The 26216-nt window shown below is 72.0% G+C and carries 28 protein-coding genes; 16 read left to right on the top strand and 12 right to left on the bottom strand.

Annotated features, from left to right (window positions below; all coding sequences use genetic code 11):
- The first annotated feature begins 9 nt into the window (after nt 1–9).
- Nucleotides 10–918, top strand: coding sequence for a hypothetical protein (locus R2737_10210; protein ID MEZ5116629.1), 909 nt, complete (start codon nt 10–12; stop codon nt 916–918).
- Nucleotides 915–1100, top strand: coding sequence for an LPXTG cell wall anchor domain-containing protein (locus R2737_10205; GenBank protein MEZ5116628.1), 186 nt, complete (start codon nt 915–917; stop codon nt 1098–1100). The genes R2737_10210 and R2737_10205 overlap by 4 nt, the downstream gene beginning before the upstream one ends.
- Nucleotides 1101–1135: 35 nt before the next feature.
- On the opposite strand, the gene R2737_10200 is transcribed toward R2737_10205, so the two are convergent.
- Both R2737_10200 and R2737_10195 read right to left on the bottom strand, forming a co-directional pair.
- Nucleotides 1136–3025 (bottom strand): DUF222 domain-containing protein, encoded by a 1890-nt coding sequence (locus R2737_10200; GenBank protein ID MEZ5116627.1) that lies wholly within the window; start codon nt 3023–3025, stop codon nt 1136–1138.
- 226 nt (nt 3026–3251) lie between these two features.
- A complete protein-coding gene (locus R2737_10195; GenBank protein MEZ5116626.1) occupies nt 3252–3512 on the bottom strand; it encodes a hypothetical protein in 261 nt (86 codons plus the stop codon).
- A gap of 93 nt (nt 3513–3605) precedes the next feature.
- Here R2737_10195 and R2737_10190 point away from each other — a divergent pair, with 93 nt between their 5' ends.
- Both R2737_10190 and R2737_10185 read left to right on the top strand, forming a co-directional pair.
- A complete protein-coding gene (locus R2737_10190; protein MEZ5116625.1) occupies nt 3606–4241 on the top strand; it encodes a hypothetical protein in 636 nt (211 codons plus the stop codon).
- 86 nt (nt 4242–4327) lie between these two features.
- Nucleotides 4328–4729, top strand: a complete 402-nt coding sequence (locus tag R2737_10185) for a hypothetical protein (GenBank protein ID MEZ5116624.1) — start codon at nt 4328–4330, stop codon at nt 4727–4729.
- A gap of 78 nt (nt 4730–4807) precedes the next feature.
- On the opposite strand, the gene R2737_10180 is transcribed toward R2737_10185, so the two are convergent.
- Entirely contained in the window at nt 4808–5560 is a 753-nt protein-coding gene (locus tag R2737_10180; GenBank protein ID MEZ5116623.1) for a hypothetical protein, read from the bottom strand.
- Nucleotides 5561–5779: 219 nt separating this feature from the next.
- Here R2737_10180 and R2737_10175 point away from each other — a divergent pair, with 219 nt between their 5' ends.
- Both R2737_10175 and R2737_10170 read left to right on the top strand, forming a co-directional pair.
- Nucleotides 5780–6478 (top strand): hypothetical protein, encoded by a 699-nt coding sequence (locus R2737_10175; GenBank protein ID MEZ5116622.1) that lies wholly within the window; start codon nt 5780–5782, stop codon nt 6476–6478.
- Nucleotides 6475–7200, top strand: a complete 726-nt coding sequence (locus tag R2737_10170) for a hypothetical protein (GenBank protein ID MEZ5116621.1) — start codon at nt 6475–6477, stop codon at nt 7198–7200. Before R2737_10175 ends, R2737_10170 begins: the two co-directional genes overlap by 4 nt.
- Before the next feature lie 16 nt (nt 7201–7216).
- Here the strand turns inward: R2737_10170 and R2737_10165 are convergent, their stop codons facing one another.
- Nucleotides 7217–8749, bottom strand: a complete 1533-nt coding sequence (locus R2737_10165; protein MEZ5116620.1) for a patatin-like phospholipase family protein — start codon at nt 8747–8749, stop codon at nt 7217–7219.
- Nucleotides 8750–8959: 210 nt separating this feature from the next.
- Here R2737_10165 and R2737_10160 point away from each other — a divergent pair, with 210 nt between their 5' ends.
- Together R2737_10160 and R2737_10155 are read left to right on the top strand one after the other, a co-directional pair.
- Nucleotides 8960–11359: a peroxidase family protein gene (locus tag R2737_10160; protein MEZ5116619.1), complete on the top strand. Its 2400-nt coding sequence runs from the start codon at nt 8960–8962 to the stop codon at nt 11357–11359.
- Nucleotides 11360–11369: 10 nt separating this feature from the next.
- Nucleotides 11370–11894 carry a hypothetical protein gene (locus tag R2737_10155; GenBank protein MEZ5116618.1) on the top strand — a complete coding sequence of 175 codons (525 nt, stop codon included), beginning with the start codon at nt 11370–11372 and terminating at the stop codon, nt 11892–11894.
- Here R2737_10155 and R2737_10150 read toward each other — a convergent pair.
- Both R2737_10150 and R2737_10145 read right to left on the bottom strand, forming a co-directional pair.
- On the bottom strand, nt 11870–12103 hold the full coding sequence (locus tag R2737_10150; GenBank protein MEZ5116617.1) for a DUF2510 domain-containing protein: 234 nt from the start codon (nt 12101–12103) through the stop codon (nt 11870–11872). The genes R2737_10155 and R2737_10150 overlap by 25 nt on opposite strands.
- A gap of 31 nt (nt 12104–12134) precedes the next feature.
- Nucleotides 12135–12848, bottom strand: a complete 714-nt coding sequence (locus R2737_10145; GenBank protein MEZ5116616.1) for an endonuclease V — start codon at nt 12846–12848, stop codon at nt 12135–12137.
- Nucleotides 12849–12909: 61 nt separating this feature from the next.
- On the opposite strand from R2737_10145, the gene R2737_10140 reads away from it, so the two are divergent.
- Nucleotides 12910–13380, top strand: a complete 471-nt coding sequence (locus R2737_10140; GenBank protein MEZ5116615.1) for an SgcJ/EcaC family oxidoreductase — start codon at nt 12910–12912, stop codon at nt 13378–13380.
- A 2-nt stretch (nt 13381–13382) separates the two neighbouring features.
- On the opposite strand, the gene ligD is transcribed toward R2737_10140, so the two are convergent.
- Nucleotides 13383–14345 carry a non-homologous end-joining DNA ligase gene (gene ligD, locus R2737_10135; protein ID MEZ5116614.1) on the bottom strand — a complete coding sequence of 321 codons (963 nt, stop codon included), beginning with the start codon at nt 14343–14345 and terminating at the stop codon, nt 13383–13385.
- Entirely contained in the window at nt 14342–15319 is a 978-nt protein-coding gene (locus R2737_10130; protein MEZ5116613.1) for a hypothetical protein, read from the bottom strand. The genes ligD and R2737_10130 overlap by 4 nt, the downstream gene beginning before the upstream one ends.
- A gap of 76 nt (nt 15320–15395) precedes the next feature.
- Here R2737_10130 and R2737_10125 point away from each other — a divergent pair, with 76 nt between their 5' ends.
- Nucleotides 15396–16307, top strand: a complete 912-nt coding sequence (locus tag R2737_10125) for a Ku protein (GenBank protein ID MEZ5116612.1) — start codon at nt 15396–15398, stop codon at nt 16305–16307.
- 18 nt (nt 16308–16325) lie between these two features.
- Here R2737_10125 and R2737_10120 read toward each other — a convergent pair whose 3' ends face one another.
- The 4 genes from R2737_10120 to R2737_10105 form a co-directional block, all read right to left on the bottom strand.
- Nucleotides 16326–16541 carry a peptidoglycan-binding domain-containing protein gene (locus tag R2737_10120; GenBank protein ID MEZ5116611.1) on the bottom strand — a complete coding sequence of 72 codons (216 nt, stop codon included), beginning with the start codon at nt 16539–16541 and terminating at the stop codon, nt 16326–16328.
- 92 nt (nt 16542–16633) lie between these two features.
- On the bottom strand, nt 16634–19537 hold the full coding sequence (locus R2737_10115; protein ID MEZ5116610.1) for a molybdopterin-dependent oxidoreductase: 2904 nt from the start codon (nt 19535–19537) through the stop codon (nt 16634–16636).
- 43 nt (nt 19538–19580) lie between these two features.
- Nucleotides 19581–21098: a 4Fe-4S dicluster domain-containing protein gene (locus R2737_10110; protein MEZ5116609.1), complete on the bottom strand. Its 1518-nt coding sequence runs from the start codon at nt 21096–21098 to the stop codon at nt 19581–19583.
- Nucleotides 21099–21227: 129 nt separating this feature from the next.
- Complete coding sequence (locus tag R2737_10105; protein MEZ5116608.1) at nt 21228–21629, bottom strand: hypothetical protein; 402 nt, start codon at nt 21627–21629, stop codon at nt 21228–21230.
- A gap of 129 nt (nt 21630–21758) precedes the next feature.
- On the opposite strand from R2737_10105, the gene R2737_10100 reads away from it, so the two are divergent.
- The 6 genes from R2737_10100 (at nt 21759) to R2737_10075 (ending at nt 26216) form a co-directional block, all read left to right on the top strand.
- Nucleotides 21759–21995 (top strand): sulfurtransferase TusA family protein, encoded by a 237-nt coding sequence (locus R2737_10100; GenBank protein MEZ5116607.1) that lies wholly within the window; start codon nt 21759–21761, stop codon nt 21993–21995.
- A gap of 6 nt (nt 21996–22001) precedes the next feature.
- Nucleotides 22002–22385: a DsrE/DsrF/DrsH-like family protein gene (locus tag R2737_10095; GenBank protein ID MEZ5116606.1), complete on the top strand. Its 384-nt coding sequence runs from the start codon at nt 22002–22004 to the stop codon at nt 22383–22385.
- 13 nt (nt 22386–22398) lie between these two features.
- Nucleotides 22399–23118 (top strand): 4Fe-4S dicluster domain-containing protein, encoded by a 720-nt coding sequence (locus tag R2737_10090; protein ID MEZ5116605.1) that lies wholly within the window; start codon nt 22399–22401, stop codon nt 23116–23118.
- Entirely contained in the window at nt 23115–24299 is a 1185-nt protein-coding gene (locus tag R2737_10085) for a heterodisulfide reductase-related iron-sulfur binding cluster (GenBank protein MEZ5116604.1), read from the top strand. The genes R2737_10090 and R2737_10085 overlap by 4 nt, the downstream gene beginning before the upstream one ends.
- A 107-nt stretch (nt 24300–24406) precedes the next feature.
- The gene (locus R2737_10080) at nt 24407–25468 is read left to right on the top strand and encodes an FAD-dependent oxidoreductase (GenBank protein ID MEZ5116603.1); all 1062 of its coding nucleotides are present in this window, start codon (nt 24407–24409) and stop codon (nt 25466–25468) included.
- A 10-nt stretch (nt 25469–25478) separates the two neighbouring features.
- Nucleotides 25479–26216 carry a hypothetical protein gene (locus tag R2737_10075; protein ID MEZ5116602.1) on the top strand — a complete coding sequence of 246 codons (738 nt, stop codon included), beginning with the start codon at nt 25479–25481 and terminating at the stop codon, nt 26214–26216.

Raw genomic sequence — 26216 nt, 5'->3', positions numbered from 1 at the left:
GTCTTGCCCATGACCGTGCTCGCCGCTGACGCCCTGCCCGTCGCCCTGCTGGACGGAGACCGCTTCGGAGACGACACGCTTCGCCGGTTGGCCGTCGGCTGCACGGCGGTGACCGCGTTCTCCTCCCACGGCAGCGGGTCGGCGGGGCTCGTCGAGCGGTGGCGCTCCCTCGCCCCCGACGTGCCGATCGAGGACGGCGGTCAGGTCGCCGACGCGCGCGAGGCCATCATTGGCGCCGCCCAGCGGCAGATCCTGGTGGTCGCGACGCGGGAGCCGAAGAACGCGGAGCGGTTCGTGGCCAAGGCCGCCCAGGGCGCGGCCGCCGCCACCGAGTACGAGGTGCCCGGCGTGGCGGTGCACGTGCTGCGCCAGGCGCAGCCCTACCGAGTGCCGCCGCGCGTCGATGGCGGGACCAGCACGCAGGGCCCGACCGATACGCCGCGGCCCGGCCAGACGGTCACCGGAACGCCTGGGGAGACGATCAGCGGGTACGGCGCGGTCACCGGGACGGTGGCTCCTGGCCCCGAGGGCCACTCCATGGTGCCGACCCCGGACCAGGTGCCCACCCCGCAGGCCACCCCGATCCAGGTCCCGCACCAGGTCCCACGCCCACCCCGATGGCAACTCCGGGCCAGGTCCCCCAGCAGCTGGTCACACCAGGCGGGGGCGTCCCGACCACCGACGCGACGCCGCCACGGACGCAGGGGACGACCACGCCGACTGAGACCACGACGACGACCGGAACGACCGCCCCTGGAGGCGGGACCACCACGCCCGGCGGGACCACCACGTCCGGCGGGACGACCACGCCCGGAGGTGGCTCCTCGACCCCGGGCGGCGGACACACGACCACCGCCCATCGGACCGGAGGCCCCGCGGGAGGCCGGACCGGCGTACCCACGACGACGCCAACGATGACGACGCCGACCGCGACGACGACCTCGACTCCCGGGGGTCAGCTCCCGCACACCGGAGCCGGCGGCACCGGAATCCTGGCCGGAGCCGTCGCCGCGATGCTGGCCGCGGGCACCGGGCTGACGGTGCTAGCACGCAAGCGAGACGAGGACGAGGACGAGTCCCAGGATGTCGCGCCCGCCTGACCGATCCGACGGCCCCGCGTCAGCGGTGCGGCCGGTCAGGCCACCAGTAGCGAAGCCGTCCAGCGTTCGACCGGGCTGATACCGGGGACCGGGACGGCATGGGCGGGACCGGACAGGTCGATCTCATCGCCCACGTGCGGACGTGCCTTCACGTCGACGTCCGCGTGGCTCTCGGGCCTCGCATCGCGCTCGGTGTCGGGTTCGACCGGAATGATGGACGTCGGCGGGGGTCCTGTGTCCCAGATGGGGTCCGGCGGGGTGGGGTAGGTGTGTCCGGTGGGGCTGGTCCATCTGATCTGCCCGCTGCCCGGGTCGGGGGTTGCGTCCCAGCCGGTGTGGGTCTTGATCCGGTGATGTCGCCGGCAGGCCGGATGCAGGTTGCCCGCCGTGGTGTTGGCGCCGTCGAAGGTGGCCGCGTGGTCGAGGTCGGTGTGGACCGAGGGGATGGTGCAGCCGGGGAAGGTGCAGGTGGTGTCCCGCGCCGTGACCAGCTCACGTAGCCGGTCGGACGGCCGGTAGCGGGTGGCGCCGGTGGCGAGCAGGCGGCCGTGGTCGGTGAGGAACGCCCGCCAGGTGTCCGCGGTGGCGGCGAGTTCACGGGCCAGGGGTGCGGGGATCCAGCCGTGGCCGGGGACCCAGCCGGGGTTGTCCGCCAGGCCGAGCAGGGTGGGGGCGTCGACGATGACGACCGCGGACGACCACGACCGTCCCCGCCCCGCACCCGCGCCAGTTCCGGCACCCGGACCCGCAGCCGGGACCGGGCCGGTGTCCGTGCCTTCCTCGCTGCTGGGTCCTGCGTCGGCGGTCTCCTCGGCGTCGGCGCCCAGGTGTCGTGCGAGCAGGCGGGCGGCTTCGATGACGGCGTCGGCGCGCAGGGCTTCCAGGGTGGTGTCGGGGTGGTGCGGGCAGCCGAGCTGGTGCGTTCGGTCCAGCGTCCGGTCGGGCTGAGGGTTGTCGGTGGCCCCGGCCCCGGTGTTCGACCCGGCGGGCTGGCGGTGGCCGCGCAGGGCGGCGAGGGTGCCGACCAGCCCGGCCGATCCGACTGAGCCGGCAGACCCGGTCCCGCCCGTGCGGGTACCGGTGTCGCGGGGGCAGATGCAGGGTCCGAGCAGGGTCGTCAGGTCCGCGGTCGGGTCCTTCAGGGTGGCTTGCCGGTTGCGGGCCCAGGTGTCGAACTGGCGCCACGCCCACGACGCCATCGGCTGGGAGGCTTCCAGGGTGATCCTGGCGCGGAAGTCCGGCAGCGGGCTGATCCGCAGCGAGCGTTCCCGACGCCTCTTCTTCGCCCGTTCCGCGGCGGCGGCGGCGTCGATGCGCAGGATGGTGCGGCGGATGCGGTGCCGCAGCCGGCCCGGGGTCTCCTCCGCGTGCCGCGACGGCTGCCCGTCGACGTCGGGGAGGGTGTCGGTGACGACGGTCTGCACGACCTTCTCGATCAGGTCCGGGGACAGCTCGGCGGTCTCGGACACCACCGCGCGCAGCTGCCCGTACCCCCACGCCCCCGTCTCCAGCATCCCGGCGACCGGGGCACCGGGACCGGCCAGGAAGCGGGCGGTGGCGATCCGGTCCGACGCCGCGACGGTGGACAGCCGGCAGGCGGCGGCGACCTCGGCGTGCCGGGCCTCCTCCACACACTCGAACGGACCGACGTCCACCAGGCCCGCCTCGTCCGGGTCGGGATCCCGTGCCGGCTCCGGCCCGACCACCGGGAGGATCGCGGCGAACGACCGCGCGGTCACCCACGCCGCCTGCGCCTGCCACGCGGTCAGGAACGCCACCCGGTCATGCCCGCACAGCGCCTCGGGGTCGACCTGCTCCAGCAGACCGATCGCCACCGGCCCCGGGCCCACCGTCACCGCCTGCGCGAGCAGGGCGGCGTCCCACGCGCGGGAGGTCCGCGGAGCGGGAACCACGGGATCGAACATGTGTACGAGTCTAGCGCACGGGTCCGACACCGCGCAAGACCCCGTGCACACGAAATCCGTTACGCCGCAGGCGAAATACGCCACGTCCAGTCGTCAGGAACATGCCGCGACCATGTCCTGCGCGGCGACATGAACCGGGCCACTCGCGACCCTCACCAGCAACTCCGGCCCAGGTGCGGCCAGCCCGCGATGCCCGGCGGATCGCTGACTGCGCCGCGCCTCCGCCCTACTCGTCGGACTGCGACGAGGAGTCCGAGTCCGAGCCCCCCGGCTCGACCGCGCGCTCCTCGGGACGCAGCAGGTGCCGCATCCGCCGGGCGAACTCCTCTGAGGCGTCGTGCTCGGCGACCTCCCGGTTGCTGTGGGCCGCCAACTCTCCCGTGATGGGGACGCCATTGAGCTCGGCCCACGCGACGTACATGCCGTGATCGGGCTTGGGCTTGCCCGGCAGGTGCTTGCCGGACTCGATGGTGATGCGCACCTTCATGGAGCGTCACCGTAGTGAGGCGCGAGCCGGCGGTCCATCGGACCCGGCGTGGCACCGCGATCCGGCGGCCTCCGCCCTCTACCGTCCAGGTCGATGCGCGGAGTCGTCCTCCCCCCGGGCCAGCGACTGGTCGGGGTCTTCGTCGCCGCCATCATCGCCGTCCAGCTGACCCTCCCGGACTCGGTGTCGCTCGGCCCGCTGTGGCTGGTTCCGCTGCTGGAAGGCCTCGCGGTCGTGAGCCTGGTCATCCCCACCCTGCGCGACCGGTCGGAGGCCCAGGTTCACGCCGCGGCCGTGGCGGTCGGGATCGTCTTGGTGCTGGCGACGGTCGCCAACGCCGTTCTGCTGCTGCGCACCCTGTTCGAGCCGACCCGCGAGACCGGCGGACAGCTGCTGGCGGCGGGGCTGCAGGTACTGGTGATCAACGTGCTCAGCTTCGCCTGCATCTACTGGCGCATCGACTCCGGCGGCCCTCAGGCCCGCGCAGCAGGTCGGGGCCAGGACCCCGACTTCCTGTTCCCGCAGCAGTCCTCCGCCACCACCTCGTGGCGCCCCCAACCGATCGACTACCTGTTCACCGCGTTCACCAACATCGTGGCGTTCAGCCCGACCGACACGATGCCGCTGCGCCAGCGGACCAAGCTGCTGTTCATGCTGCAGGCGTCGGTGTCCATGGTCACGATCGTGGTGACGCTGAGCCGGGCCATCAACATGATGCCGAGCGGCTGACCCGCACCGGCACGCCAGCCTTCGCCGACACGTCGCCGCTGCTAGGTTCCGCGCAGCCCCACCTCGGGGCGCGAGAGGAGCCCGGCATGGCCACCAAGCGACCGTTCGGCGTCACCCTGCTGATGGTGCTGATCTTCCTGATGGGGATCCTCGCCGTCATCGGCGGCATCCTGGTCCTGTTCACCCGCAACGACCAGGCCTACGTCGACGCCGGCATCTCCAGCGGCCAGGTGGTCATCTACGCGGTGGTCTCCATCGTCATCGGCGTCATCTACCTCGCGGTCGCAGGCGGTCTGGGCCGAGGCAGTTCCCTGGCGCGCTTCCTCGTCGCCCTTGTCACCGTGCTCAACCTGATCGCGAACGTCTGGGTCGCGATCGTGTTCGCCGGCACCGCACGCTGGCAGGCCATGTTCGGTGCGGCGATCGCCGTGCTCATCCTGGTGCTGCTCTACAACCGCTCCTCGAACGAGTTCTTCCGCAGCAACTGAGCCAGCCGAGACTGCCCCTGCGCCCGCGGCCACGCCGTCGGGTGCAGGGGCAGTTCCGTGTGCCGGGGCCTCCGCGGATCAGCGCGTCGCCACCACGGTGAACTGGGTGCTGTAGACCGTGTCGCCCTCATCGAGGTAGCGCAGGGCGTACGTCACCTTCCAGAGGGACCGGCCCGCGGGAACGTTCTGGGTCACGCGGTAGCCGACGATGTTCAGCGGTCCCGGGGTGTCGACGCCCACCGCGCTCCACTGCCGGTTCTCGTACTTCAGCAGAGTCACCGGCCCGCAGGCCCGTGGCGAGTAGCCGCGGATCGAGAACGTCGCTCCGGACGTCACCGAGCGCGGGATCGAGGTGAACTGCGGTGGCGGGGAGTCGTCGGCGCACGTCACCGACGGAGGCTGGGGCGCGGGGGTCGGGGACTTTTTCACGACGACCGATTTCGCGTTGCTGAAGACCAGCAGCGGGCCGTCCTTGTAGAACACCCGGATCTGTTGCGGACCGACGAATCCCAGGTTCATCCACAGCGAGTACGTGTTCGACGCAGACGGCTGCACCGGCTGGACCCCCGCCATGGTGGTCCAGACACCGCCGGGTAGCAGCCGCTGCACGCCGACCTTGCCGCACACCTGCGGCGACGTCCCGGCGATCGTGAGGTTCTGCCACTGGACCACCGTGCTCGGCGTCACCGAGGCCAGCGTTGGCGCGGGCGCGGTCCCGGGGCAGAGGTCCGCCGCCTGCGCAGGCAGCGCGACCAGCCCCGCGACGACGGGGCCCGAGAGCAGCAGGACGGCGGCCGTCGCGACCCGCCCGACCCGTGACCGATGACCCATGGCCGACTCCTTCCCGCCCGGTGCCGGACCTCAGGACGAGGGCCGGCCGGAACCCGCTCCTGCGGGACCCTGCAGGAAGCCAAGCACCGTTGCCTCCGTGTTGCCCGGCGACGTGGATCCGCGTCGCCCGGATCCATGTCGTCGGGAATCCCCGTACGAGGGTCAGGGGCACCGCTACTCTCCGGCTGACCTGCCGACGTACGCGGGGAAAGGGGCACGGTGTCGGACGCAGCCCACGAGCCAGCAGCGGCGCCCGCGGCACCGGAGTCGGACTCGCGCGCCGACATCGTCATCGCGGTCCTGCTGGCCCTGGTCGCCGTCACCACGGCCCTGACCGCGTGGCGGTCCAGCGTCGTGGACTCCTACGCCGCGGAAGCCACCCGGTCCGGGCTGCTGCAGACCGTGCAGCGCCAGACCACCCACAACGTGATCGTGTCCGAGGCCTACGAACAGGCCCGGTACGCGGCCAGCGCCGAGATCGAGACCGCAGCGGCGGACGCGATGGAGGGGACCGGACGGTCGTCGCTGGTCGCCGAAGCCCGCAACCTGCGGACCTACCTGATTCCCAACCTCGCGGGCTTCGGCGGGCCGTTCCCCTCCGGCGACTTCCTCACCGACCGAGGCACCTTCGACGTCCCGGCCGCCATCGCCGCGGAGGAGGCCGCGAACGCGGACTACCAGTCCTACGACCCGGAGGCCCAGTTCGCCCTCGCCGACGACTACGCCTCGGAGAAGGGCTGGCTCACGGTCCTGGCGATCGTCCTGGCGATGGCGCTGTTCTGGCTCGGTCTGGCCGAGATCACCCGGGGCCGCTGGCGCTGGATGAACCTGGCCGTCGGCGTGACACTGTGGGCCGCTGCCATCGGCGGCTTCGTGGCCATCGAGCTCATCACGATCAGCGAACGGGGCTCGCTGTGAGCACCGGGCCGGACTACCCGGCCCCGCCGCCCGCAACACCTCCGCGCGCACCGCTCGGCGAGCGGGACTGGGTCCGGCGCACGGTGATCGTGCTGACGCTGGTCAACACGATCCTGGCCGCGGTGGTCGCGGGCCTGGAGGTCGATGCCAGCACCCGTGCCGACGAGGCGAACCGCACCTCCCAGGCGCTCGCCATCCAGGGCACCGCGCTGCTGCTGGCCAACGGCGAGGCCGCGGGGTACGAGTCGAGCGTCGTGGCGGACGTCCTGCGGCACCAGCAGGAGTCCCTGGTCCAGGGCTACTCCGCCCTCGAGGTGACCCAGGAGGGGGACACCGCCGCAGCCCGGGAGCTCCAGGCCCAGGAGCAGGTCTCCGCGGCGCGGGCCACCCGCGCCTCCGAGCTGTCCGAGGTCTTCACCGATCCCCGGTACGCCCCGCCAGCCGACGCGGAGGTGCCCCTGCCCGACCTGGAGGCCTGGCTGTCCGACCTGAACGACGGCCCCAACGCGCTCGTCGTCCAGCAGAACGCGGCCGCGGACGAGTACTCGGAATGGGACTCACGGTCGTCGACGTACGTGGCGATCCTCAGCATCCTCGCGGTGGCGTTCTTCCTGCTGGGCCTGGCCCAGGTCCGGGCTCGGATGCGCGTCCTGCTGGCCGCCACCGCGTCGGCGTTGATGGCGGCCTGTGCACTCTGGACCGTCCTGGTGGCAGTGGGCTGACACCACCGCCACCCGACTACGGGTGCAGGGAGTCGTACTCCAGCAGGAACGCCTTGGTCGCCCGGCGAGCGGACTCCAGCAGGAACTCCATGTCCCGGGGCTCGAGGTTGAACGTCTGCGTGCCCACGTAGTCGGTGGCGATCGGGATCGTGCGCGCGCGGTCGTCGGGGGTGTGGTTCGCCCGGGTGAGGTCCCGGCTCATCGCGTCGAGCAGGTTGCCGGCGAACTCCAGCAGCGTCTTCGGCGGCCGCTCCGGGAAGCCGACCAGCTGGGTGGTCACGTCCACGCCGACGGACTCGATGAAGTTGACCAGCTCGCCGAAGTCGATGGCGTCGCTGCCGTCCTCGTTGATGGCGGCGAAGATCTCCGGCACCGAGGTGGTCCCGAAGATGTCCAGCAGCTCCACCGACGAGATGCCGCCGTGCTCGATCGCCGCGGTCAGCTCGTCCAGCGAGATCGTGCCGTCCTGGTTGACGTCGTAGTCGTCGAGGACGCCGAGCAACCGCTGCAGCGGCTGGTGGATGCGCGACGTGCGCGCCCGCTTGCCCTCCGACGCCTCGGTCTCGTGGACGGCCGGCGTGTCCGGCCGCGGCGGCGGGTCGCCGCCCGGGCGCACCCAGGCCCGGGTGATGTCGGCCTCGTCCGCGGAGAACAGCGTGAAGCCGAGGGTCTTGGGGTTCGCGGGTGAGAACCGCACCGACCGCGGGTAGCTCTCGTGCGCGAGCTCCAGCGGCTGCAGCCGACGCAGGAAGGCGTCGGCACGGTCCATCGACAGCCACCACCCGTCGAAGGCGTGGGTGGGGTTGTTGCACAGCAGGCCGCCGTCGACGTACACCTCGGCGCTGGCGGTGTCGTCGAGCCCGAAGTGCTGCAGGAACACGGGCTGCAGCAGCACCGGCAGCGACATGGACATCCGGACGGCCACCCGCACCGGCATGTTCGGGGTCGTCTTCGGGTGGCAGTACTCGGTCATCATCCGGGTCACGTTCGTGACCGGCACGCACAGCTCGCGTCCGCACCGCTCCAGCAGCTGCGCGAACGTCACGTCGGCGCTGCCGGTGTGCTCCTCCAGGACGGCCCCCAGGAAGGCGTACGTCCGCTGCCCGGGGTGCATCCCCCGGGTGACGGCGGTGCGCAGGACCGAGCCGACCTTGCCGCCGGACCCGTCCATGACCAGACCGGGCAGGTCGGTCGGCACCCGCTCGAGCATGTAGTCGCTAGGTGCCCCCACCGCCGCGAACATCGCCAGGATGCTGCCGACGCTGGTCCCCGCGACCCGACGGACGTGCTGGGGGTAGATGCCCTCCCGCTCCAACACCTGCACAGCGCCGATGTACGCGTAACCCTTGGCTCCCCCGCCCTCGAACGCGAGGTTCTCCCACGGGTACCTCGGATGGGGCTCGTCCACCGGCCTGATGGGGGCGCGCGTCACCCGCTCCTCCGGCGGCAGCGCGGCCGGCGGCGGGTCGGCGAACAGCAGCGTCGTCCGACGCACCTGGTCGGGCGACAGGCTCCGGGTGACCCCCTGGATGGAGCGAGGCAACGGCACGACGCAGCCCTCCTCAACACCGGCGCGGGATCGGCCCGACCGAGACGACTGATCGTAGGAGCATCAGAGTCGGGTCGGGGCCAACCGGTACGAACCGGTGCGGTGCCCGGCGCGGGGCGGACCCGCCACGGCCCGACGGAATCCCACGGGGGTATCGACCGGGTGGGTGTCTGCGACTAGCGTCGCCCCATCGCACGAGGGAGCGACGACATGACCGTGACCAACCCTGCCTCCGCTCGCCCCGACGAGGGCCTGACCGAGCGGGCGGACCGGCTGTTCCGCGCGGGTGACTACCCCGCTGCGGCCGACGCCTACCAGCAGGCGCTCGACGCCGCGACGGCGGACGGCGAGCGGGAAGCCCTGCAGCACAAGCGGGATCGGGCCCGGGCCAACGCGGCCACCGGCATCGGCACCAGCGACCAGCAGGAGCACGTCTACGACCGGCTGTACCGCGACCAGTACCTCCGGTCCGCCCCCCACCCGGGCACGCCGCAGTCCACGCCCCCTGACACCACCCATCGGCGATCCGCGCTCGGTGCCGCCGCCAACCGCGCCAAGGTGGGGTTCGGCCGGGCCGCCGGCGCCGCGGGCTCGTTCGGCCTCCACTCGCTGACCCGCGTCGTGGGCTCCCGCGGGGTCACCGGCGAGGTGTGGACCGACTGGTACTCCACCGGCCAGTCGCTGCCGAAGGCCCTGGGGAAGGTCCTGCAGGTCCTGAAGCTGGCGTACATGCGGGAGTCGCTGTTCGCCAACAACCTGGTGCGCACCTACCCCGCCGACGCCAAGACAGGGTTCGTCGACCCGCCGGAGGAGGCACCGCCGACGATCGAGCGGTGGCGGACCGCCGACGGCAGCTGGAACGACACCCGGCTGGACCCGGACGGCCGGCCGGACCCGATGGTCGGCGCCGCCTACACCCGCTTCTTCCGCAACGTCGGGGACGACCAGGGCCTGGCCGCCGTGCACCCGCGCCAGGACCCGGGCACCGACCCGGTCAACGTCCGCGAGGTCAGCCGCCGGGTGTTCGCGCCCCAGGGTGAGCGCGCCCTGGTCCCGTTCCTCAACCTCTGGGCCGCGGTGTGGATCCAGTTCCAGAACCACGACTGGGTCAGCCACGGGACTCCGGAGACCGACCGGCGGGCCCGGGTCCCGCTCGCCGAGGACGACCCGCTGCGCACCTACGGGATCGACCACCTGGACGTCCCCGCCACGCCGGCCGACCTGACCCGCCAGCCCGGCGAGGCGGACAACCCGCCCTCGTTCATCAACGAGGTCACCCACTGGTGGGACGGCTCCCAGATCTACGGCAGCGACCCCGAGACCCAGCGGGCGATCCGCGCCTTCGAGGGCGGTCGGCTGCGCGTCACCGAGGGCGACCTCCTCCCCGTCGACGAGACCACGGGGACCGAGCTGACCGGGTTCAGCCGGAACTGGTGGCTGGCCCTCGGCGCGATCCACACCCTGTTCGTCCGCGAGCACAACGCGATCGCCGACCACCTCGCGGAGGCCTATCCCGACTGGGACGACGAGGCCCTGTTCCAGACCGCCCGGCTGATCAACACCGCGGTCATGGCCAAGATCCACACCGTCGAGTGGACGCCGGCCGTCCTGCCGAACGAGATGCTCACCGACGGGATGAAGGCCAACTGGTACGGCCTGATCACCGCCGCTCGCGGCGGCAAGCGGATGGAGGCACTGGAGGACATCCCGATCAGCAACCGGGAGCTCGGCGGGATCCTCGGCAACCCGCAGGGCACCTTCGCCAAGTACGCCCTCAGCGAGGAGTTCACCGCCGTCTACCGGCTGCACTCGCTGCTTCCCGACTCGGTGCGGATCTTCCACCACGGCGAGACCCAGCCGCGGGCGGACGTCCCGCTGCTGGAGACCCGGCACCACGCCTCCCACCAGCTCATCCAGGAGCACGGTGTGGACAACATCGCCCTGTCGATGGGCATCCAGAACTGCAACGCCCTGGTGGCCAACAACTTCCCTCGGGCTCTGCTGGACATGTCGCTGCACGCGGAGCCCGTCGTCGACCTCGGCGCGATCGACCTGTTCCGCGACCGCGAGCGCGGGGTCCCGCCCTACAACCAGCTGCGCAAGGAGCTGGGGCTGAAGCGGGTGCCGAGCTTCGACGACCTGACCGAGGACGCCGAGGTCGCCGCCACCCTGCGCGACCTCTACGGCCAGGACGAGGCCGGCAACGACAACATCGACGACATGGACCTGCTCGTCGGGACGCTGTGCGAGGGGCACCGGCCGACCGGATTCGGGTTCGGCGAGACGCTGTTCCAGATCTTCATCCTCAACGCAAGCTGGCGGCTGCTCGGCGACCGCTTCTACACCGACGACTACCGCGAGGAGGTCTACACCCGCGAGGGCCTGGCCTGGGTGGACGCCGCGGACATGAAGTCGGTGCTGCTGCGGCACTTCCCGAGCCTGGCCGACACCGGCCTGGCCAACGTCACCAACGCGTTCGAGCCCTGGGACGCCGGGCCGCTGGACCCGTCCCGGCACCCGCTGCGCGAGTGGGACCGCAACCTGCGCGGCGACCCGTGGCGCGGCGACGCCCCCACGGTCCTGCGGACGGGCAGCCCGGCCGGCGGATAGCGGCCCCGGCATGCAAGAGACGTTCTACGCCACGTTCGCCGGGCTGGCGTTCGCCCTGCTCGGCCTGTGGTGGGTGGTGGTGGAGTTCCGGCACCAGGAGTGGGTGGCCGACCGCGCCCGGCGCCGCACCGCCTACTTCGTCTCGCTGTCCTTCGCGCTGCCCGGGATCATGAGCCTGGTCTCGCTGATCGCCACCGACTCGACGTTCCTGTGGCGGGTGTCGTTCTTCTCCGCCGGCGCTTTCGGGCTGCTGTACGGGATCAGCATGGTGCCCAGCGTGGGCCCGTCCCGGTCCGGCTGGTTCTCCGCGTCGAGGTGGCTCGCGGTGGCGCTGTACGCGGTGGTCTGCCTGGTGGCCCTGTTCCCCGCCACCGTGACCGAGCTGCTCCCCCTGTCCGCGATCGAGACCGAGGCGGTCACGCTGTCGCTGCTGCTGTTCCTCGGCATCAACACCGCCTGGTTCTTCTTCACCGCGCCGGCTCCGTTCGCCGACCGGGCGGCGGTGGCCGATCAGGAGGGCGGACCGGCCCGGTAGTCGTCGGTCCACTCCAGGCCGTCCCACCAGCGCAGCCTCGGCGTCCCCTCCGGGTCTGGGTACCACCCCGGCAGTGCGCGCGGCGCTTCGAGCACCTGCGGGTCGGGACCGGTGGCACGCCCGAGCGCCCCCCTCGCTCCCCGGACCACGACCAGCAGGCCGGCGACGACGACGGCGACGACGGCGAGCAGCAGCAGCGTGCGCAGCACCGGTCGACCTCCCTTGCGGACCCGGCCCAGACTACGTCCGGCTGAGCTCCGCGGACCGGTGCTCGCGCGCCACGCGTCGGGCCTGTCGCAACGGCTCGGGTGTGCGGGCCGGTCCCCCGCACCGGAGCACCACCTCAGTGGCCACGGCGGCGTCCGTACGCCAGCCGGCGTGCGCGACCACCGGGCGGGCGCCGGGCACGGTGCGGATCCAGCGCGCCACCTCGACCCCCGCCAGCAACAGCGCCGAGGAGTCCCCGCGGGCCGGCCCCGGCGGGTCCCCGGTCGCCCGCAGAGGCCGGTGCGTCACTCCGACCGAGGGCAGGTCGAGCAGCGCCCCCAGCTGCAGCGCCAGGCCCGCGCCGCGTTCGTGGTCCCGGCCGGTGCCATCCACCAGCAGCATGTCCGGCCGGCGTGGCAGGGCCTCCACCGCTGCGGCGAGCATCGGACCCTCGCGCAGCGCGAGCAGCCCAGGGACGTACGTCGCCCCCGCCACCCCCTCGACCACCCGCTCGGCCACGACCCGGGTCCCCTCCGTGAGCACTGCGCCGACCCAGGCCCGGTCCCCTGGCTGCCCCGGTCCCTGCTGCCCGCGCAGGAACGCGACGAACGCCGCACCGACCAGCAGCGGTCGGTCGGGCGGGGACCACGGCGGCGCGGTCAGTCCACCCAGCCGGCGCTGCTCCGCGACCAGCGCGTCGGCGTCAGCCGGCCACTCCAGGCGCGAGGCCCTTCCGACCGTGGTCACGGCCACTCTCCCGTCGTCGCGAGCCGCGCCACCGGTACGGCCCGGTGACTATCGTCCCGCCATGCGCACGCTCCGTACCCGCCTCGTGGTCTCGGCTGCGTCCGCGGCCGTCCTGGTGACGTCGCTCCCGGTTCCGGCCCACGCCGGTGACGCGTCCCCCGGGTCCGTACGAGCCGCCTACGACGGCTGGGTACGTGTCCTCGAGGACGCCGAGTGCGACGGGACTGCGGTCGCTCGCCGCTACACGTCCGACGCCATCCTGCTCGCGACGTTCACGTCCTACGTGCAGGGTCGCAGGGCCATCACCGGCTACTTCGACGGCCTCACCTGCAAGGAGGACCTGCGGGTCAGCACCCAGCGCATCACCGTCGCCCGTGAGGGCGCGATGGCCTACGCGACCGGCCTGTACGCGTTCAGCTACACCTCCGACGACGGGCAGCGGGTCCGCGTCCCCGCCCGCTTCACGTTCGTCTTCGTGGCGCGGAACGGGTCGTGGCGGATCGCGAACCACCACTCCTCGCAGGTCCCCTGAGTTCACCGCAGCCCGCGGGTGGGGTCGATCCCGCGTGCGAGCCGCCGCAGCGCCTCGTCGTACGTCGCATGCGCCAGCGTCCCGGCCTCGACCTCATCCCAGGTCACGGGTGTCGCGACCGTCGGGAGCTCGGTGCCGCGCAGCGACCAGGGGCAGATCGTCGTCTTCCCCGGGTTGTTCTGGCTCCAGTCGACGAACACCTTCCCCGGCCGGGCCTCCCGCGCCATCCGCGTGATGACCAGGGCTGGGAACGCGCGCACCAGGGCCTCGCCGAGCGCGTGCGCGTAGTCCGAGGTGCTCCCCGCCCGCGCCAGCACGTCACGGCCCTGCTCGTTGCCGGGCGGCAAGGGCGCGTAGAGCTGCATCCCCTTGCGCCCGCTGGTGACCGCTACCGGGTCCATCCCGTGGGCCACCAGCATCCGGCGCGCGACCAGCGCGACCTCCGCGCACTCCCGCAGCCCCGCGGGCGGTCCCGGGTCGAGGTCGAGGACGAGCCGGTCGGGTGGCAGCACGGGGTCCGTGCCCGCGGCGGCCCCGCGGTCCACGCGCCACTGCGGCGCGTGCCACTCCAGCGCCCCGGTCTGCACGAACCAGGCCAGGGTGGCCACCTCGTCCACCAGCGGGTAGGTGATCTCCCCGGGACCCTTCCCCGAGCGCCTGCCGCTGGTCGGTAGCGCGACCCGGGCCACCCAGTCCGGCACGCCCGCCGGGATGTTCTTCTCGAAGAACGACTCCTGCGCTACGCCGTGCGGCCAGCGGATCCGGGTGACCGGGCGGTCGCGGACCAGCGGCAGCACGGCGTCGGCCACCCCGACCGCGTACTGCAGCAGCTCGGCCTTGGTGGTCCCGGTCTCGGGGTACATCACCTTGTCCAGGAAGGTGACCCGCAGGGTGCGGCCGCCGACCGAGACCGTCGTGGCCTCTCCGTCGCCCGGCGGCCCGGCCGTCGTCGGTCCGGGAGTCACGGGGACACCTCCTGGTCGAGCACGTCGTCGTACGTCAGGTCCGGTCGCAGCCGCACGACCGCCGGCTGGCGCAGCCGCCCGTGCCCGCTCCTGCCCAGGTGCGCGACGTCGACGACGAGCACCGGCTCGCTCCAGCGCACCACGGCGGCGTCGACCCCGTCGGGCACGCCGGTCCCCACGGCGCCGGACTCCGCCTCGAACGGGGAGTCCGGCCGCTCGAGGTCCGCGAGCACCCGGAGCAGCGCCGACCTCTCGGCCGCACCGAGCCCGGACCCCACCGCTCCGTCGTACGCCAGCAGGTCCTCCCCCACCGGCGTTCCGACCAGGAGGGACCCGAGCCGGTCCCGCGAGCCGGTCTCCGCCTTCCAACCGCCGACGACGAACGACCGGGTGCGCCGGTGCGGGACCTTGACCCAGTCCGGGCTGCGCACGCCGGGCCGGTACGGCGAGCCCCGACGCTTGGCCATCACGCCCTCCACGCCCGCGTCCCGGGTCGCGTCGAGCAGGGCCTCGCCGTCCTCGAAGCGGCCCGGCACCTGCCAGCGCGAACCGGCCAGGCCCAGGGACTCCAGCAGGTCCCGGCGCCGGTCGTACGGCTCGCCGAGCAGATCGGCGCCGGCGCGCGCCAGGAGGTCGAAGGCCACGAACGTGGCCGGTACGGACGCGGCGAGGGCCGCGGCCCGCCCGGAGCGGGCCACGTGCAACCGCGGCGCCAGCGCGGCGAACCGGGGAACCCCGGCCTCGTCCATGCAGACCAGCTCGCCGTCCAGCACCGGGTCGCCCAGCCCGGCGAGCACCGTGCCCAGAGCGGCCAGCTCGGGGAACGCACCGGTCAGGTCGGACCCGCTGCGGCCGGTGATCCGCAGCCGTCCGGAGGCCCCCGAGCACAGCGCCCGGACCCCGTCCCACTTGACCTCGTACGACCACTCCGGCCCCACGGGTAACGCTCCAGGGGTAGCCAGCATGGGGCGCATGGGGCCATCCTGGGTGATCACGGCCCGGTCGCAGGGGTACTCCTGCGGTCTTCCCCCCGCCGTCGAGGAGGAGCCCATGCGGGCGATGTGGAAGGGCGCGCTGTCCTTCGGCCTGGTCAACGTGCCGGTCAAGCTGTACTCGGCGACCGAGGACCACGACGTCCGCTTCCACCAGGTGCACGCCGCCGACGGCGGTCGGATCCGGATGAAGCGGGTCTGCACGGTGTGCGGGGAGACGGTGGACTACAAGGACCTGGCCAAGGCGTACGAGGCGGACGACGGCCGGGTCGTGGTCATGGACGACTCCGACTTCGCCGACCTGCCGGTCCCGGGCCGCCAGGACATCGAGATCGTCGAGTTCGTGCCGCGCGAGCAGGTCGACCCGCTGCTGTTCGACCGCTCCTACTACCTCGAGCCCGACGGCCGCTCGGTCAAGCCGTACGTCCTGCTCCGCGAGGCGCTGCAGACCACCGAACGCACCGCCATCGCGCGCGTGGTGCTGCGCAGCAAGCAGCAGCTCGCGGCGCTGCGGGTGCGCGACGACGTGCTGGTGCTACAGACGATGCTGTGGCCCGACGAGGTGCGCCAGCCCGACTTCGGCGCGCTCGAGGAGGACGTGGAGATCCGGCCGCAGGAGCTGCAGATGGCCGAGTCCCTCATCGACAACCTGGCGGCCGACTTCGACCCGTCGCAGTTCCACGACGAGTACCGCGAGGCGCTGCTCGCCGTCATCGAGGGCAAGCTCGCCGGCGGCGAGGGCGTGCAGACCGCGGTCGTGGTGGACCAGCCCGAGGGCCCCGTGGTGGTGGACCTGATGGCCGCGCTGCAGGAGTCGGTGGAGCGGACCCGCGCCGCCCGCGCCGCCAAGGAGGGCGAGGGTGCCACCCCCACCCCTGCGGCGCGTACGCGGACGACCGCCGCGAAGGTGGACGACGCCGAGGTGGCCGAGAAGCCGGCCAAGCCGGCCCGCAAGCGCCGCAGCGCCTGACCGCGGGGGCGGGGTCGGCTACGGGAAGCAGACCACCCGCTGCAGCGAGCGCCAAGTCTGCAGGCCGGTGATGCCGTCGACGACGAGCCGGTGGTCGCGCTGGTACGCCTTCACGGCGCGCCGGGTCACCGGCCCGTAGCCCCCGTCCACCGGGCCGACGCGGTAGTCCAGGAAGCGCAGCGAGTACTGAAGCAGCCTCGTCCCGCCGGACGGCGCGGAGGCGTTGCGCAGCACCGGGAGCTGGCGCGCCGGCGTCTCGCACAGCGCCTCGAGGACACCACCGGGGTCGAGGTCCCACGTGCACCGACGGCGGAACCGTACGCCGGTCAGCCCTGCTCCGCCGCCCCGTCCGCGTAGAAGGCGCGCCGCACCGGCTTGACCGGGCGCATCAGGAACTCCGGGCGCCGCAGCCCGCTGGCCGACGGACCGGGCCGGGTCATCGCCATCCACTCCCGGTAGACCTCGCGGGAGCGGGCGGTGTCGACCACGACGTCGCCGTAGCGGTCCTCCGCGTGCGCCCGCTCCACGGTCACCTTCTGGTGCCAGCAGTGCATGCCGGACCAGGGGTCGGGGTGCACGCCGAAGGCCAGGTTCTGGTGGACGCCCGGGTCGTCCCAGTAGATCCGGGAGGAGTCCGGGTCGTCGCTGGCGAACGGGCCGACGCCGCCCTTGTAGCGCAGCCGCCACCGGCCGTCGGGCAGCTTGCCGATGTCCACCAGGCCCATCACCCAGCGGCTGCCGGCGTTCTCCGTCGTCCGCCAGCGGCCCATGTGGTGGGACAGCGCCACGACGCCGGGACGGATCGCCTCGGTGGACCAGATCCGCGCCACGAAGTACCCGATCTCGGTGCTGACCCGGACCATGTCCCCGGTCCGCAGCCCCATCCGGTCCGCATCCGCGGAGTTCATCCACATCGGGTGCTTGTTGCTGATCTCGTTGAGGTACTTGGCGTTGCCCGAGCGGGTGTGGATCAGTGTCGGTAGCCGGAACGTCGGCACCAGCACCATCTCGCCCTTCGCCGGGTCCACCTGACGGGCGCTGACGTGCGACTCGATGTAGCCGGGGGTCGCGTGCTCGGGCCAGCCGAAGTCGGCCATCGCCGAGGAGTACAGCTCCAGCCGCCGGGACGGGGTCAGCCAGCCGGCCACCTGCGACCCGTCGTCGAGCACCACGCCCACCGCACCCGCCTCGCCGACCAGCGGCGGGGTGGAGTCCATCGTGGTGGGCTTGCGCAGGACCCCCTTGTCGTCGGGCGCGGCGCCGTCCAGCTCCGCAGCCGTCAGCGGGCGCTCGTCCTGGCGATACAGGTCGCTGACCACCTCGACGACGCCGTAGCGCCGCATGTACTCCAGCGGCGTCATCCCCTCGGCGGCCGCCTTCTCCGGCAGCCCGGGGACGTTGTTCTCGAACACCCAGCCGTAGTAGTCGTCGATCGTCACCTTCTCGCCGGGCCGGCCGGGCGCCTCGAAGTAGCGCCGGATCCCCAGGGACCCGTCCGGGTCGATGCGCCAGGACAGCTCGAACCAGAACTCGTTCTCCTCCCACACCTGGCCGGGATTGGTCTCGCGGGTGTCGTCGACCTGCTTGCCCAGGCGCTCCTGCGCGACCCGCAGCACCGGCTGTCGGAAGCCGAGCCACTTGCCGGCGTACTGCTCGTAGGACTGGGTGTCGTGCCGCTCGGTGCTGTGCCCCATCGGCAGCACGTAGTCGGCGAAGGTCGCCGTCTCCGACCAGGTGGGCGTCAGGGCGACGTGCAGGCCGACCTTGCTCTCGTCGGTGAGGGCCTCGATCCAGCTGAACCCGTCGGGGTTGGTCCAGATCGGGTTGTAGACCCGGGAGAAGTAGACCTCCACGTGGCCGCGACCGTCCTGGAGAAGGTGCGGGAGCAGGATCGACATCTCGTTGGTGGACAGCGGGAACTCGCGCGGCCAGAGCAGCTCGTTCCAGACGTCGTGGCCGCCGGGCATGTCCGGGCCGTGCGGGATGATCTTGTTCCAGCCGTTGGGGCTGGTGCCGCCCTTGGTGCCGACGCTGCCGGTCAGGACGGTGAGGAAGAACAGCGCCCGCGACACCATCCAGCCGCCGAGGTTGCCGGCGGTGGCGGAGCGCCACACGTGGGCGGCCAGCCGCCCGTCGGCGGACGCCACGGTGCGGGCCAGCCGATCGACGTCGGCGACCGGGATGTCGCACTCCGCCGCCGCGTACTCGAACGTGTAGCGGTCGTAGTCGGCGGTCAGCCGCTGCTGGAACGCCGCGAAGTCGGTGGGGTCGACGTCGGGGTGCAGCGCGCGCAGGTAGTCCTGCCAGTTCACCCATCGGCGTACGTAGTCCCAGGCCACCGTCCCCGTGCGCAGCAGGTACGAGGCCACGGCGAGCAGCAGGGCGGCCTCGCTGCCGGGCCACGGGGAGATCCACTGGTCGGCGTGGGACGCGGTGTTGGACAGCCGCGGGTCGACCACGACCAGGGTCGCGTCGCCGTGGATCTTGCCCTCCATGATCCGCTGGGCGTGCGGGTTGAAGTAGTGCCCCGCCTCGAGGTGGCTGGAGATCAGCAGCACGACCTTGGCGTTGGCGTAGTCCGGTGAGGGCCGGTCGTAGCCGCCCCACAGCGTGTAGCCCAGGCGCGCCCCGGCGGAGCAGATGTTGGTGTGGCTGTTGTGCCCGTCCACCCCCCAGGCGAGCAGCACCCGCTCGGCGAACCCGTCCTCCCCCGGTCGGCCGACGTGGTAGATCACCTCGTCGCGCCGGTCGTCGACGATGGCCTGCCGGATCCGGGCGGCGATGTCGTCCAGCGCCTCGTCCCAGGACACCGGCTCGAACTGCGCGCTACCGCGCTCCCCCACCCGCTTCAGCGGGGTCAGGATCCGCTCCGGGTCGGACAGCTGGTTGATCGTCGCCGGACCCTTGGCGCAGTTGCGGCCTCGCGAGCCCGGATGGGCCGGGTTGCCCTCGACCTTGCGGACCTCCATCGTCTCCTTGTCCACGTACGCCAGCAGGCCGCAGGCGGACTCGCAGTTGAAGCACGTCGTCGGCACCAGCATGTAGTGCTTCTCGACCTTCCGCGGGTGGGCCTTCGCGTCGTACAGGACGACGTCGTCCCAGGTGTCCACCGGAGGGAAGTTCGAGACGGTCTCGCGGATGCGCAGGCCGTGCCGCTCCGGCCGGTCGCTCCCCACGGGGGACGCGGCGGGCGTGCCGGCCGTCCCGGTCCTCGTGTCGCGAGGCGTCATGGGCGGTGTGCTCCTTCGGTGCCGAGCGGGCGGACGGGACGGGCTAGGAGAGCGGGACGTCCTGGCCGGCCTTGATGAACACGGTCTCGTGGGCGAGCAGACCGACCTGGACCACGACCCCGGCGACCACCCCGAACCACACAGACGCGCCGAGCGCCGTGGGGATCGCGACCGCCGCGGCCACCGCCGTGAGCAGGACCGAGCCGGACCAGAAGGTCCGGGCGTAGCGGCCGTGGGTGATCATGTGCGCCGCCACCGACGCCTGCCGGGTGGGGTGCTTGCCGCCGAACTCGACCGCCGTGATCAGCAGGTGCGCGACGACGCCGGCGACCAGGGCCCATGCCAGCCAGCGCACGCTGGCGTCGTCCGGCCGGATCGCCGCGGCGAGCACCAGCAGTGCGCCGGCACCGGTCATGACGGCCTGGGCCTGCAGATGCCAGAAGAGGACCGGGGACTGCCACAGGTCGCGGCCCTCGGCCTGCCCGAGGAGGAAGGCCGTGTAGCCGGCCGTCATCACGCCCGCGGGGATGGCGACCCACGCGAGCCAGGGGATGGCGGACTCCAGCCCGAACACCCCGGCCAGGAACCACAGCCCGCCGACCGCCGCGAAGATGCCGAGGAAGATGCCGCCGAGCGCGAGCCACGAGGTCAGGTGCGGCTTGGTCAGCAGGAACCAGAAGCGCTCGGGGCGCTTGAGGTCCCACACCAGCAGCACCGCGGTGGCCAGCAGGAACACCTCGGTCGTCAGCGGTGCCGCGATGGTGAGCAGCCCGGACCGGTCGGTCGACATCAGCACCAGGAGTGCCGCCAGCGCGAGGACGCCGGACGCGACGGACTTGGTCCACAGGTAGGTCCAGACCTTCCAGCCCCACGGCCGCGGGTGCGCCGTGTTGAGGGTGGTCCGGGCCGAGGAGACCGGGTCGCCGGGTAGCTCCGCGGCCGTCTCCAGCCGCAGCGGGTCGGCGTCGGCCCACAGGTAGGTGCCGTCCACCGGCGCGGCCAGCGGGTCGAGGACCGTCTGGTCGGCGCCCACGTAGTAGACGTTGGGGCCGGTGTTCTGCTCCGGCGCCCGGACGCTCACCGGCTCGATCGACAGGAACCGGTTGATGCTGCTCAGCGGGTTGTCGAGGTCCCCGACATGGATCGACTCGGTCGGGCAGACGACGACGCACGCCGGCTCCAGGCCCTGGTCGATCCGGTGCGCGCAGAAGTTGCACTTCGCAGCGGTGTGCGTGTTCTCGTCGATGTAGATCGCGTCGTACGGGCACGCCTGCATGCACATCTTGCAGCCGATGCAGCGCTCGTTGTCGAAGTCCACGATCCCGTCGTCGCGCGTGAACAGTGCCGTGGTGGGACAGGCCTTCACGCACGGGGCGTCGGTGCAGTGGTTGCACCGCAGCACCGCCATCTCGCGTGTGGTCGACGGGTACTTGCCCTTGTCGACGTACTTCACCCAGGTGCGGAACTGGCCCAGCGGCACCTCGTGCTCGGTCTTGCACGCGACCGTGCACGCGTGGCAGCCGATGCAGGTGCGCTGGTCGATGGCGAAGCCGTAGCGCACGTCAGACACTCCTCGGTGGACTGGCCGCGACTGTAGGACGCGGGCGGACCGGACGGAAGCACTTCGGCCCATCAGCGTGTGCGCATACGCGGGCGCGTGCCGGACGGCGGGACCAAGGTCCCGGGAGGCTCACGACGACGGTCCCTCGCGGTCGGCGAAGGGCATCCGGAAGGTCGCCGGGTCGAGCTTGGGCTCGACCGTGCCGAGCCGGTTCAGGAACTCGGCTGCGTGGGGCGCGCACAGCCGCCAGTGCTCGTCGGCGCCCGAGCGGCGCAGGTGCAGTGCCTCCCAGCGACCGCAGACCGCCCCGCAGGCCGAGCACCGCCCGGCCTCGCGGTGCTGCAGCCCCTCGGTCCACCGCAGCCAGCAGTCCGGGCAGGCCAGGCCGGCCGAGTCCTGCAGGGCCACGTCCCCGGGGTGGTAGGCGAAGCGCACCCCCAGGACGCCCCCGGGGACGAGGTCGGCGTCGGCGGGGAGCGGCCCCCCGAGCAGCCGGTCGCAGCCGTCGCAGCGCAGATTCATCACAGTCACTCGGCGGAACTCCTAGCCCTCGGCGGCTTCGTGATGTAGAACACATACCCACACCAGAACATACGCATCCACTGATATGTCCGTCCCGGCTTCGGCCGGTCACCCCAGCTCCCCGACGAAGGGTCCCCCATGAGCCAGACCGCCGACCAGGTCCTGGACTGCTCGGGCCTGCAGTGCCCGCTTCCGGTGATCAAGACCTCCCAGAAGATCAAGGAGATGGAGGTCGGTCAGGTCCTCGAGCTGCTCGCCACCGACCCGGGGGTGGAGCCGGACATGAACGCCTGGACGAAGCGGACCGGAAACGAGCTGCTGGGGATCACCCGCGACGGCGAGGTATTCCACGTCCTCATCCGCCGGGCCCGGTGACCCCCCGTGTGGACCGGTGACTACGACGCGAAGGTGCTCTACGTGCAGACGCACGGGGTCAACGACCCCGGGCGCAGCGCCACCCCGTTCTTCCTCGCCGCCTCGGCCGCCGCGATGGACTCCGAGGTGATGATCTACTTCACGATGTACGGCCCGACGCTGCTGCAGAAGGACGTCGTCGACAAGATCGGTCCCAAGGGCGACCGCGGCCAGCCGCTGCGGTACTTCATCGAGCAGGCCACCAACCTGGGCGTGCGGCTGCTCGTCTGCCAGCCGTCGCTGGACCTCAACGACCTCGCCCTGGACGACCTGATCGAGGGCACCGAGATGATCGGCGGGGCCGCGTTCAACGACCTGGCCATCAACGCCGACGCCGTGATCAGCTTCTGAGGCCGGGGCCGACGTGACCGAGACCGAGACCTCCGCGATCTACAAGGCCCCGAACGTCGCCGGCTTCGCCGACGTCCCGTTCGAGGAGAAGCAGCGCCTGTTCGACGAGGTCCGGGCGGACCTTCGCTTCGACGACTACCTGTACGGCTGCTACGAGTGCGGCATCTGCGTCGCGGTCTGCCCGTCGGCGAAGTTCTACGACTACAGCCCGCGGCGGATCGCCCAGGCCCTCGCCCGCGAGGACGTCGAGCTGGTCTACCAGCAGATGCAGGAGGACATCTGGGACTGCTCCCAGTGCTTCTCCTGCCTGCGCTGCCCGCGCGGCAACAACCCCGGCGGGCTGGTGACGATCATGCGCGAGGTCGCGGTCAACAACGGGCTGGCGTCGGCCAAGGAGGCCCTCGGGGGCTACTCCCGCATCATCTACAAGATCATGTCGACGGGGACCCAGGTCTCGCCGGACATGCTGCAGCCCGACGCGTTCCCCGACTGGGGCCCGGAGACGGCCGACGTCAGCCTCAACCTGGACCTGTGGCGCCGGGCGCTGCCGTCGGAGACCCTGCACACGACGTCCACCGGCTGGGACGTCGCCGACTCGACCCTGGTCGAGCTGTACCTGATCTGGTTCCACACCGGCGCACTGGACGTCATCTCCGACGTCGACTCCGGCCTGCACTCGATCCTGCAGGAGATCATGGAGGAGCGCCTCGAGGACGAGGGCATCGAGCTATGACCATTCCCCTGGAAGCGCTCCGGCAGAAGAAGGCCTCGTTCTCGCGGGACCCCGACCGCTACCCCGACTTCCGCGAGGAGCTGTTCGCGCTCGCCGACGCCGGGGAGATCGTGGTGCAGCGGGTGCACGGCGACGTCGCCGAGGTCCCGACGAGGTACGGCCGCCCCAAGGTGATCCAGAAGGGCCACCTGTGGCACCACAAGTCCTGCGGCCAGTGCGGGCACATCCCGGGCTACTCGACCTCGATCTTCTGGATCATGCGGAAGCTGGGCTACGAGTACCTCGACCCGCGCGACCAGACGTCGTGCACGGCGTGGAACTACTACGCCAGCGCCACGTCGAACGCCGCCGCCCAGGCGTCGGTGGCGGTGCGCAACTTCGCCGCCGCCTACGAGACCGGCTACTACCCGCTGATCCACTGCGGCACCTCCTACGGCCACTACAAGGAGGTCCGGCACGAGCTGCTCCACCACAAGGAGTTGCGCGACGAGGTCCGCGGCGTGATGGACAAGCTGGGCAAGCCGCTGGTGCTGCCGGAGGAGATCGTCCACTACTCCGAGTGGCTGCACGCCCTGCGGCACGAGATCAAGGCGCTGCAGGTCCGCGACCTGTCCAACATCGCCGTGACGGTGCACCCGGCCTGCCACTACTACAAGCTGGTGGAGGGCGACGCGATCTACGACGAGGACGTCTACGGCGGCCAGCGCACCGCGATCGTCAGCGGCCTGGCGCAGGAGCTCGGCGCCGAGGTGCGCGACTACTCGACCTGGTTCGACTGCTGCGGCTTCGGGTTCCGCCACATCCTGGTGCAGCGCGACTTCACCCGGTCGTTCGCGACGCTGCGCAAGATCGAGCGGATGAAGGAGGAGGCCGACCCCGACGTCGTGCTCACCCACGACACCGGCTGCGTGACGACGCTGGACAAGAGCCAGTTCGCCGCGCAGGCACACGGCCGCAACGTCGGCGTGGCCGTCCTCAGCGAGGCCCAGTTCGCGGCGCTCGCGATGGGTGCGCACCCCTACAAGGTCTGCCAGCTGCACTGGCACACCGCCGACTACCGCCCGCTGCTGGAGAAGATGGGCATCGACCACGAGAAGGCCTGGGCCGACTTCCAGGTCGACCTGGCCCGGCTCGAGCGCGGCGACAAGCGCTACCTGGACTGGGACGACGTCGACTCCTGACGGTCCCGCACCCGGCATCGCCGATCGCGGGCCGATCCCACCCGCCGTTCTCGAACGCGCCAACCCCCACGACCCCGACCCGTCCCGCCGACACGAACGAGGTAGGTATGCCGTCCGAAACCGTCGCCGTCATCGGCGGTGGCCCCGCCGGCCTCCGCGCCGCGCAGGTCGCCTCCGACCTGGGCCAGCGGGTCGCGCTGATCGAGGCGCGCGAGCGCCTCGGCGGTCGCCCGATCCTGGAGAACTACGCCGGTATCACCCCGCACGGCGAGCCGGCCGAGCCGCTGCTGCTGGGGATGGCCGCGTCGGTGACCGACTCCCCGCTGGTCGACGTGCACCTGTCCAGCGAGGTCGTGGCGGTCGAGGGTGACGCCGGCGACTTCCGGCTGACGCTGCACGGCCCCGACGGCGAGCGGCACGTCGAGGCGGGGTCGATCGTCCTGGCCACCGGGTTCCAGCACTTCGACCCGGGCCGCGAGACCCAGATGTACGGCTACTACGAGTTCGACGACGTCCTCGCGCTGCAGGACCTCGAGGCGATGCTCAAGCAGCACCAGGTCGTCCGGCCGTCCAATGGGCAGCCGCCGCGCAGCCTGTGCTTCGTCCAGTGCGTCGGAAGCCGCGACCGGCGCATCGGCAACGAGTACTGCTCGAAGGTGTGCTGCGGCGTCGCCTCCAAGGAGGCGATCGAGGTCCGCCAGCTGGTGCCCGACTGCAAGGTCTACATCTTCTACATCGACATGCGCACCTACGGGTACTGGGAGAACCAGATCTACTGGCCCGCGCAGGAGCAGCACCACGTCCAGTACGTCAAGGGCGTCATCACCGAGGTCCTGCCCAAGGGCGACCGCCTGGTCGTCCGTGGCGAGGACACCACGATGGGCCGGCCGATGGAGCTGGAGATGGACATGGTGATCCTGTCCGTCGGGATGGAGCCGTCGCCCGGCACCAAGGCGATGGCGCAGCTGTTCGGCGTGCAGCAGAACAAGTACGGCTTCATCGACGCCAGCGGCGCGCCGCTGGACCCGGTGGGCACCAGCCGCGAGGGGATCTTCGTCTGCGGCGCCGCGCAGGGACCGGCCGACCTCGAGGACAGCGTCTCGTCCGGCGCCAACGCCGCGGCCCGGGCCGTGGCATCGCTGCGCCGCGCCGCTGCCGTCACCGGCTGAGCGGGTCGTCATGCCCTCGGGTCCGGTCGTCGACACCCTCACCGCGCAGGACTTCCTGGCGGAGGCGCTCGCTCGCGCCTCCGCCGAGGACCTGCGCGCGGTGGGCGCCGACCTGCGCACCAAGACCGAGTCGGTGCGCCGGATCCTGGGCGACTCCCCCGAGCGCCTCGACGCCGAGGCGCTCGCCCGGCTGATGGGCTGGACCTTCTCCACCCGACGGCACGCAGCCGAGGTCCTGGAGGCCACCGGTGCCGACGAGCTGGCCGCGGCGGTCGCCGACCTGGTCACGTCGACGGACGCACCCGACGAGCGGGTGCGGCGCTTCGACGCGGCGGTCCCGACGCCCCGGGCGTTCGACCTGCCCGGCGAGATCCTGCACTTCTCCGCCCCGGACTCGTTCTGGCTGTGGACCCGATGGATGTGGGACCCCGACAACGACACCGGCGCCCTGCGGCTGGTCACGCTCGACGAGGTCGAGCTGGCCGGCGCCGACCGCGGGGAGACCTACCTGCTCGTCGGGCAGGCGCTCGCCTTCGTGGAGGAGACCGGCAAGGCCCGCGGCTTCACCGCCCTCGGCGAGGGCCTCTACGGCACCGACGTCTTCCTCGCCAGCGTCTACGCGGTGTACCTGCACACCGTGCTCGGCATGCGCATGACCCGCGAGTTCACCCGGCTCGCGCCACCCGTCGCCGAGCTGGTCCGTCGCCTGCTCGGCGTCCACTCCCGCACCACGGTCCAGGAGGGCTGA

The organism is Candidatus Nanopelagicales bacterium, assembly GCA_041393815.1.
Classification (GTDB): Bacteria; Actinomycetota; Actinomycetes; order S36-B12; family JAWKJK01; genus JAWKJK01.
The sequence above is the reverse complement of the archived record's forward strand: the minus strand, read 5'-3'. Positions and strand labels throughout refer to the sequence as shown.

Excerpts from the sequence above, each read along its gene's own strand:
- R2737_10210 (MEZ5116629.1), top strand. The coding sequence starts at position 10 with ATGACCGTGCTCGCCGCTGACGCCCTGCCCGTCGCCCTGCTGGACGGA.
- R2737_10205 (MEZ5116628.1), top strand. The coding sequence starts at position 915 with ATGACGACGCCGACCGCGACGACGACCTCGACTCCCGGGGGTCAGCTC.
- R2737_10200 (MEZ5116627.1), bottom strand. The coding sequence starts at position 3,025 with ATGTTCGATCCCGTGGTTCCCGCTCCGCGGACCTCCCGCGCGTGGGAC.
- R2737_10195 (MEZ5116626.1), bottom strand. The coding sequence starts at position 3,512 with ATGAAGGTGCGCATCACCATCGAGTCCGGCAAGCACCTGCCGGGCAAG.
- R2737_10190 (MEZ5116625.1), top strand. The coding sequence starts at position 3,606 with ATGCGCGGAGTCGTCCTCCCCCCGGGCCAGCGACTGGTCGGGGTCTTC.
- R2737_10185 (MEZ5116624.1), top strand. The coding sequence starts at position 4,328 with ATGGCCACCAAGCGACCGTTCGGCGTCACCCTGCTGATGGTGCTGATC.
- R2737_10180 (MEZ5116623.1), bottom strand. The coding sequence starts at position 5,560 with ATGGGTCATCGGTCACGGGTCGGGCGGGTCGCGACGGCCGCCGTCCTG.
- R2737_10160 (MEZ5116619.1), top strand. The coding sequence starts at position 8,960 with ATGACCGTGACCAACCCTGCCTCCGCTCGCCCCGACGAGGGCCTGACC.
- R2737_10155 (MEZ5116618.1), top strand. The coding sequence starts at position 11,370 with ATGCAAGAGACGTTCTACGCCACGTTCGCCGGGCTGGCGTTCGCCCTG.
- R2737_10140 (MEZ5116615.1), top strand. The coding sequence starts at position 12,910 with ATGCGCACGCTCCGTACCCGCCTCGTGGTCTCGGCTGCGTCCGCGGCC.
- R2737_10130 (MEZ5116613.1), bottom strand. The coding sequence starts at position 15,319 with ATGCGCCCCATGCTGGCTACCCCTGGAGCGTTACCCGTGGGGCCGGAG.
- R2737_10125 (MEZ5116612.1), top strand. The coding sequence starts at position 15,396 with ATGCGGGCGATGTGGAAGGGCGCGCTGTCCTTCGGCCTGGTCAACGTG.
- R2737_10115 (MEZ5116610.1), bottom strand. The coding sequence starts at position 19,537 with ATGACGCCTCGCGACACGAGGACCGGGACGGCCGGCACGCCCGCCGCG.
- R2737_10100 (MEZ5116607.1), top strand. The coding sequence starts at position 21,759 with ATGAGCCAGACCGCCGACCAGGTCCTGGACTGCTCGGGCCTGCAGTGC.
- R2737_10085 (MEZ5116604.1), top strand. The coding sequence starts at position 23,115 with ATGACCATTCCCCTGGAAGCGCTCCGGCAGAAGAAGGCCTCGTTCTCG.
- R2737_10080 (MEZ5116603.1), top strand. The coding sequence starts at position 24,407 with ATGCCGTCCGAAACCGTCGCCGTCATCGGCGGTGGCCCCGCCGGCCTC.
- R2737_10075 (MEZ5116602.1), top strand. The coding sequence starts at position 25,479 with ATGCCCTCGGGTCCGGTCGTCGACACCCTCACCGCGCAGGACTTCCTG.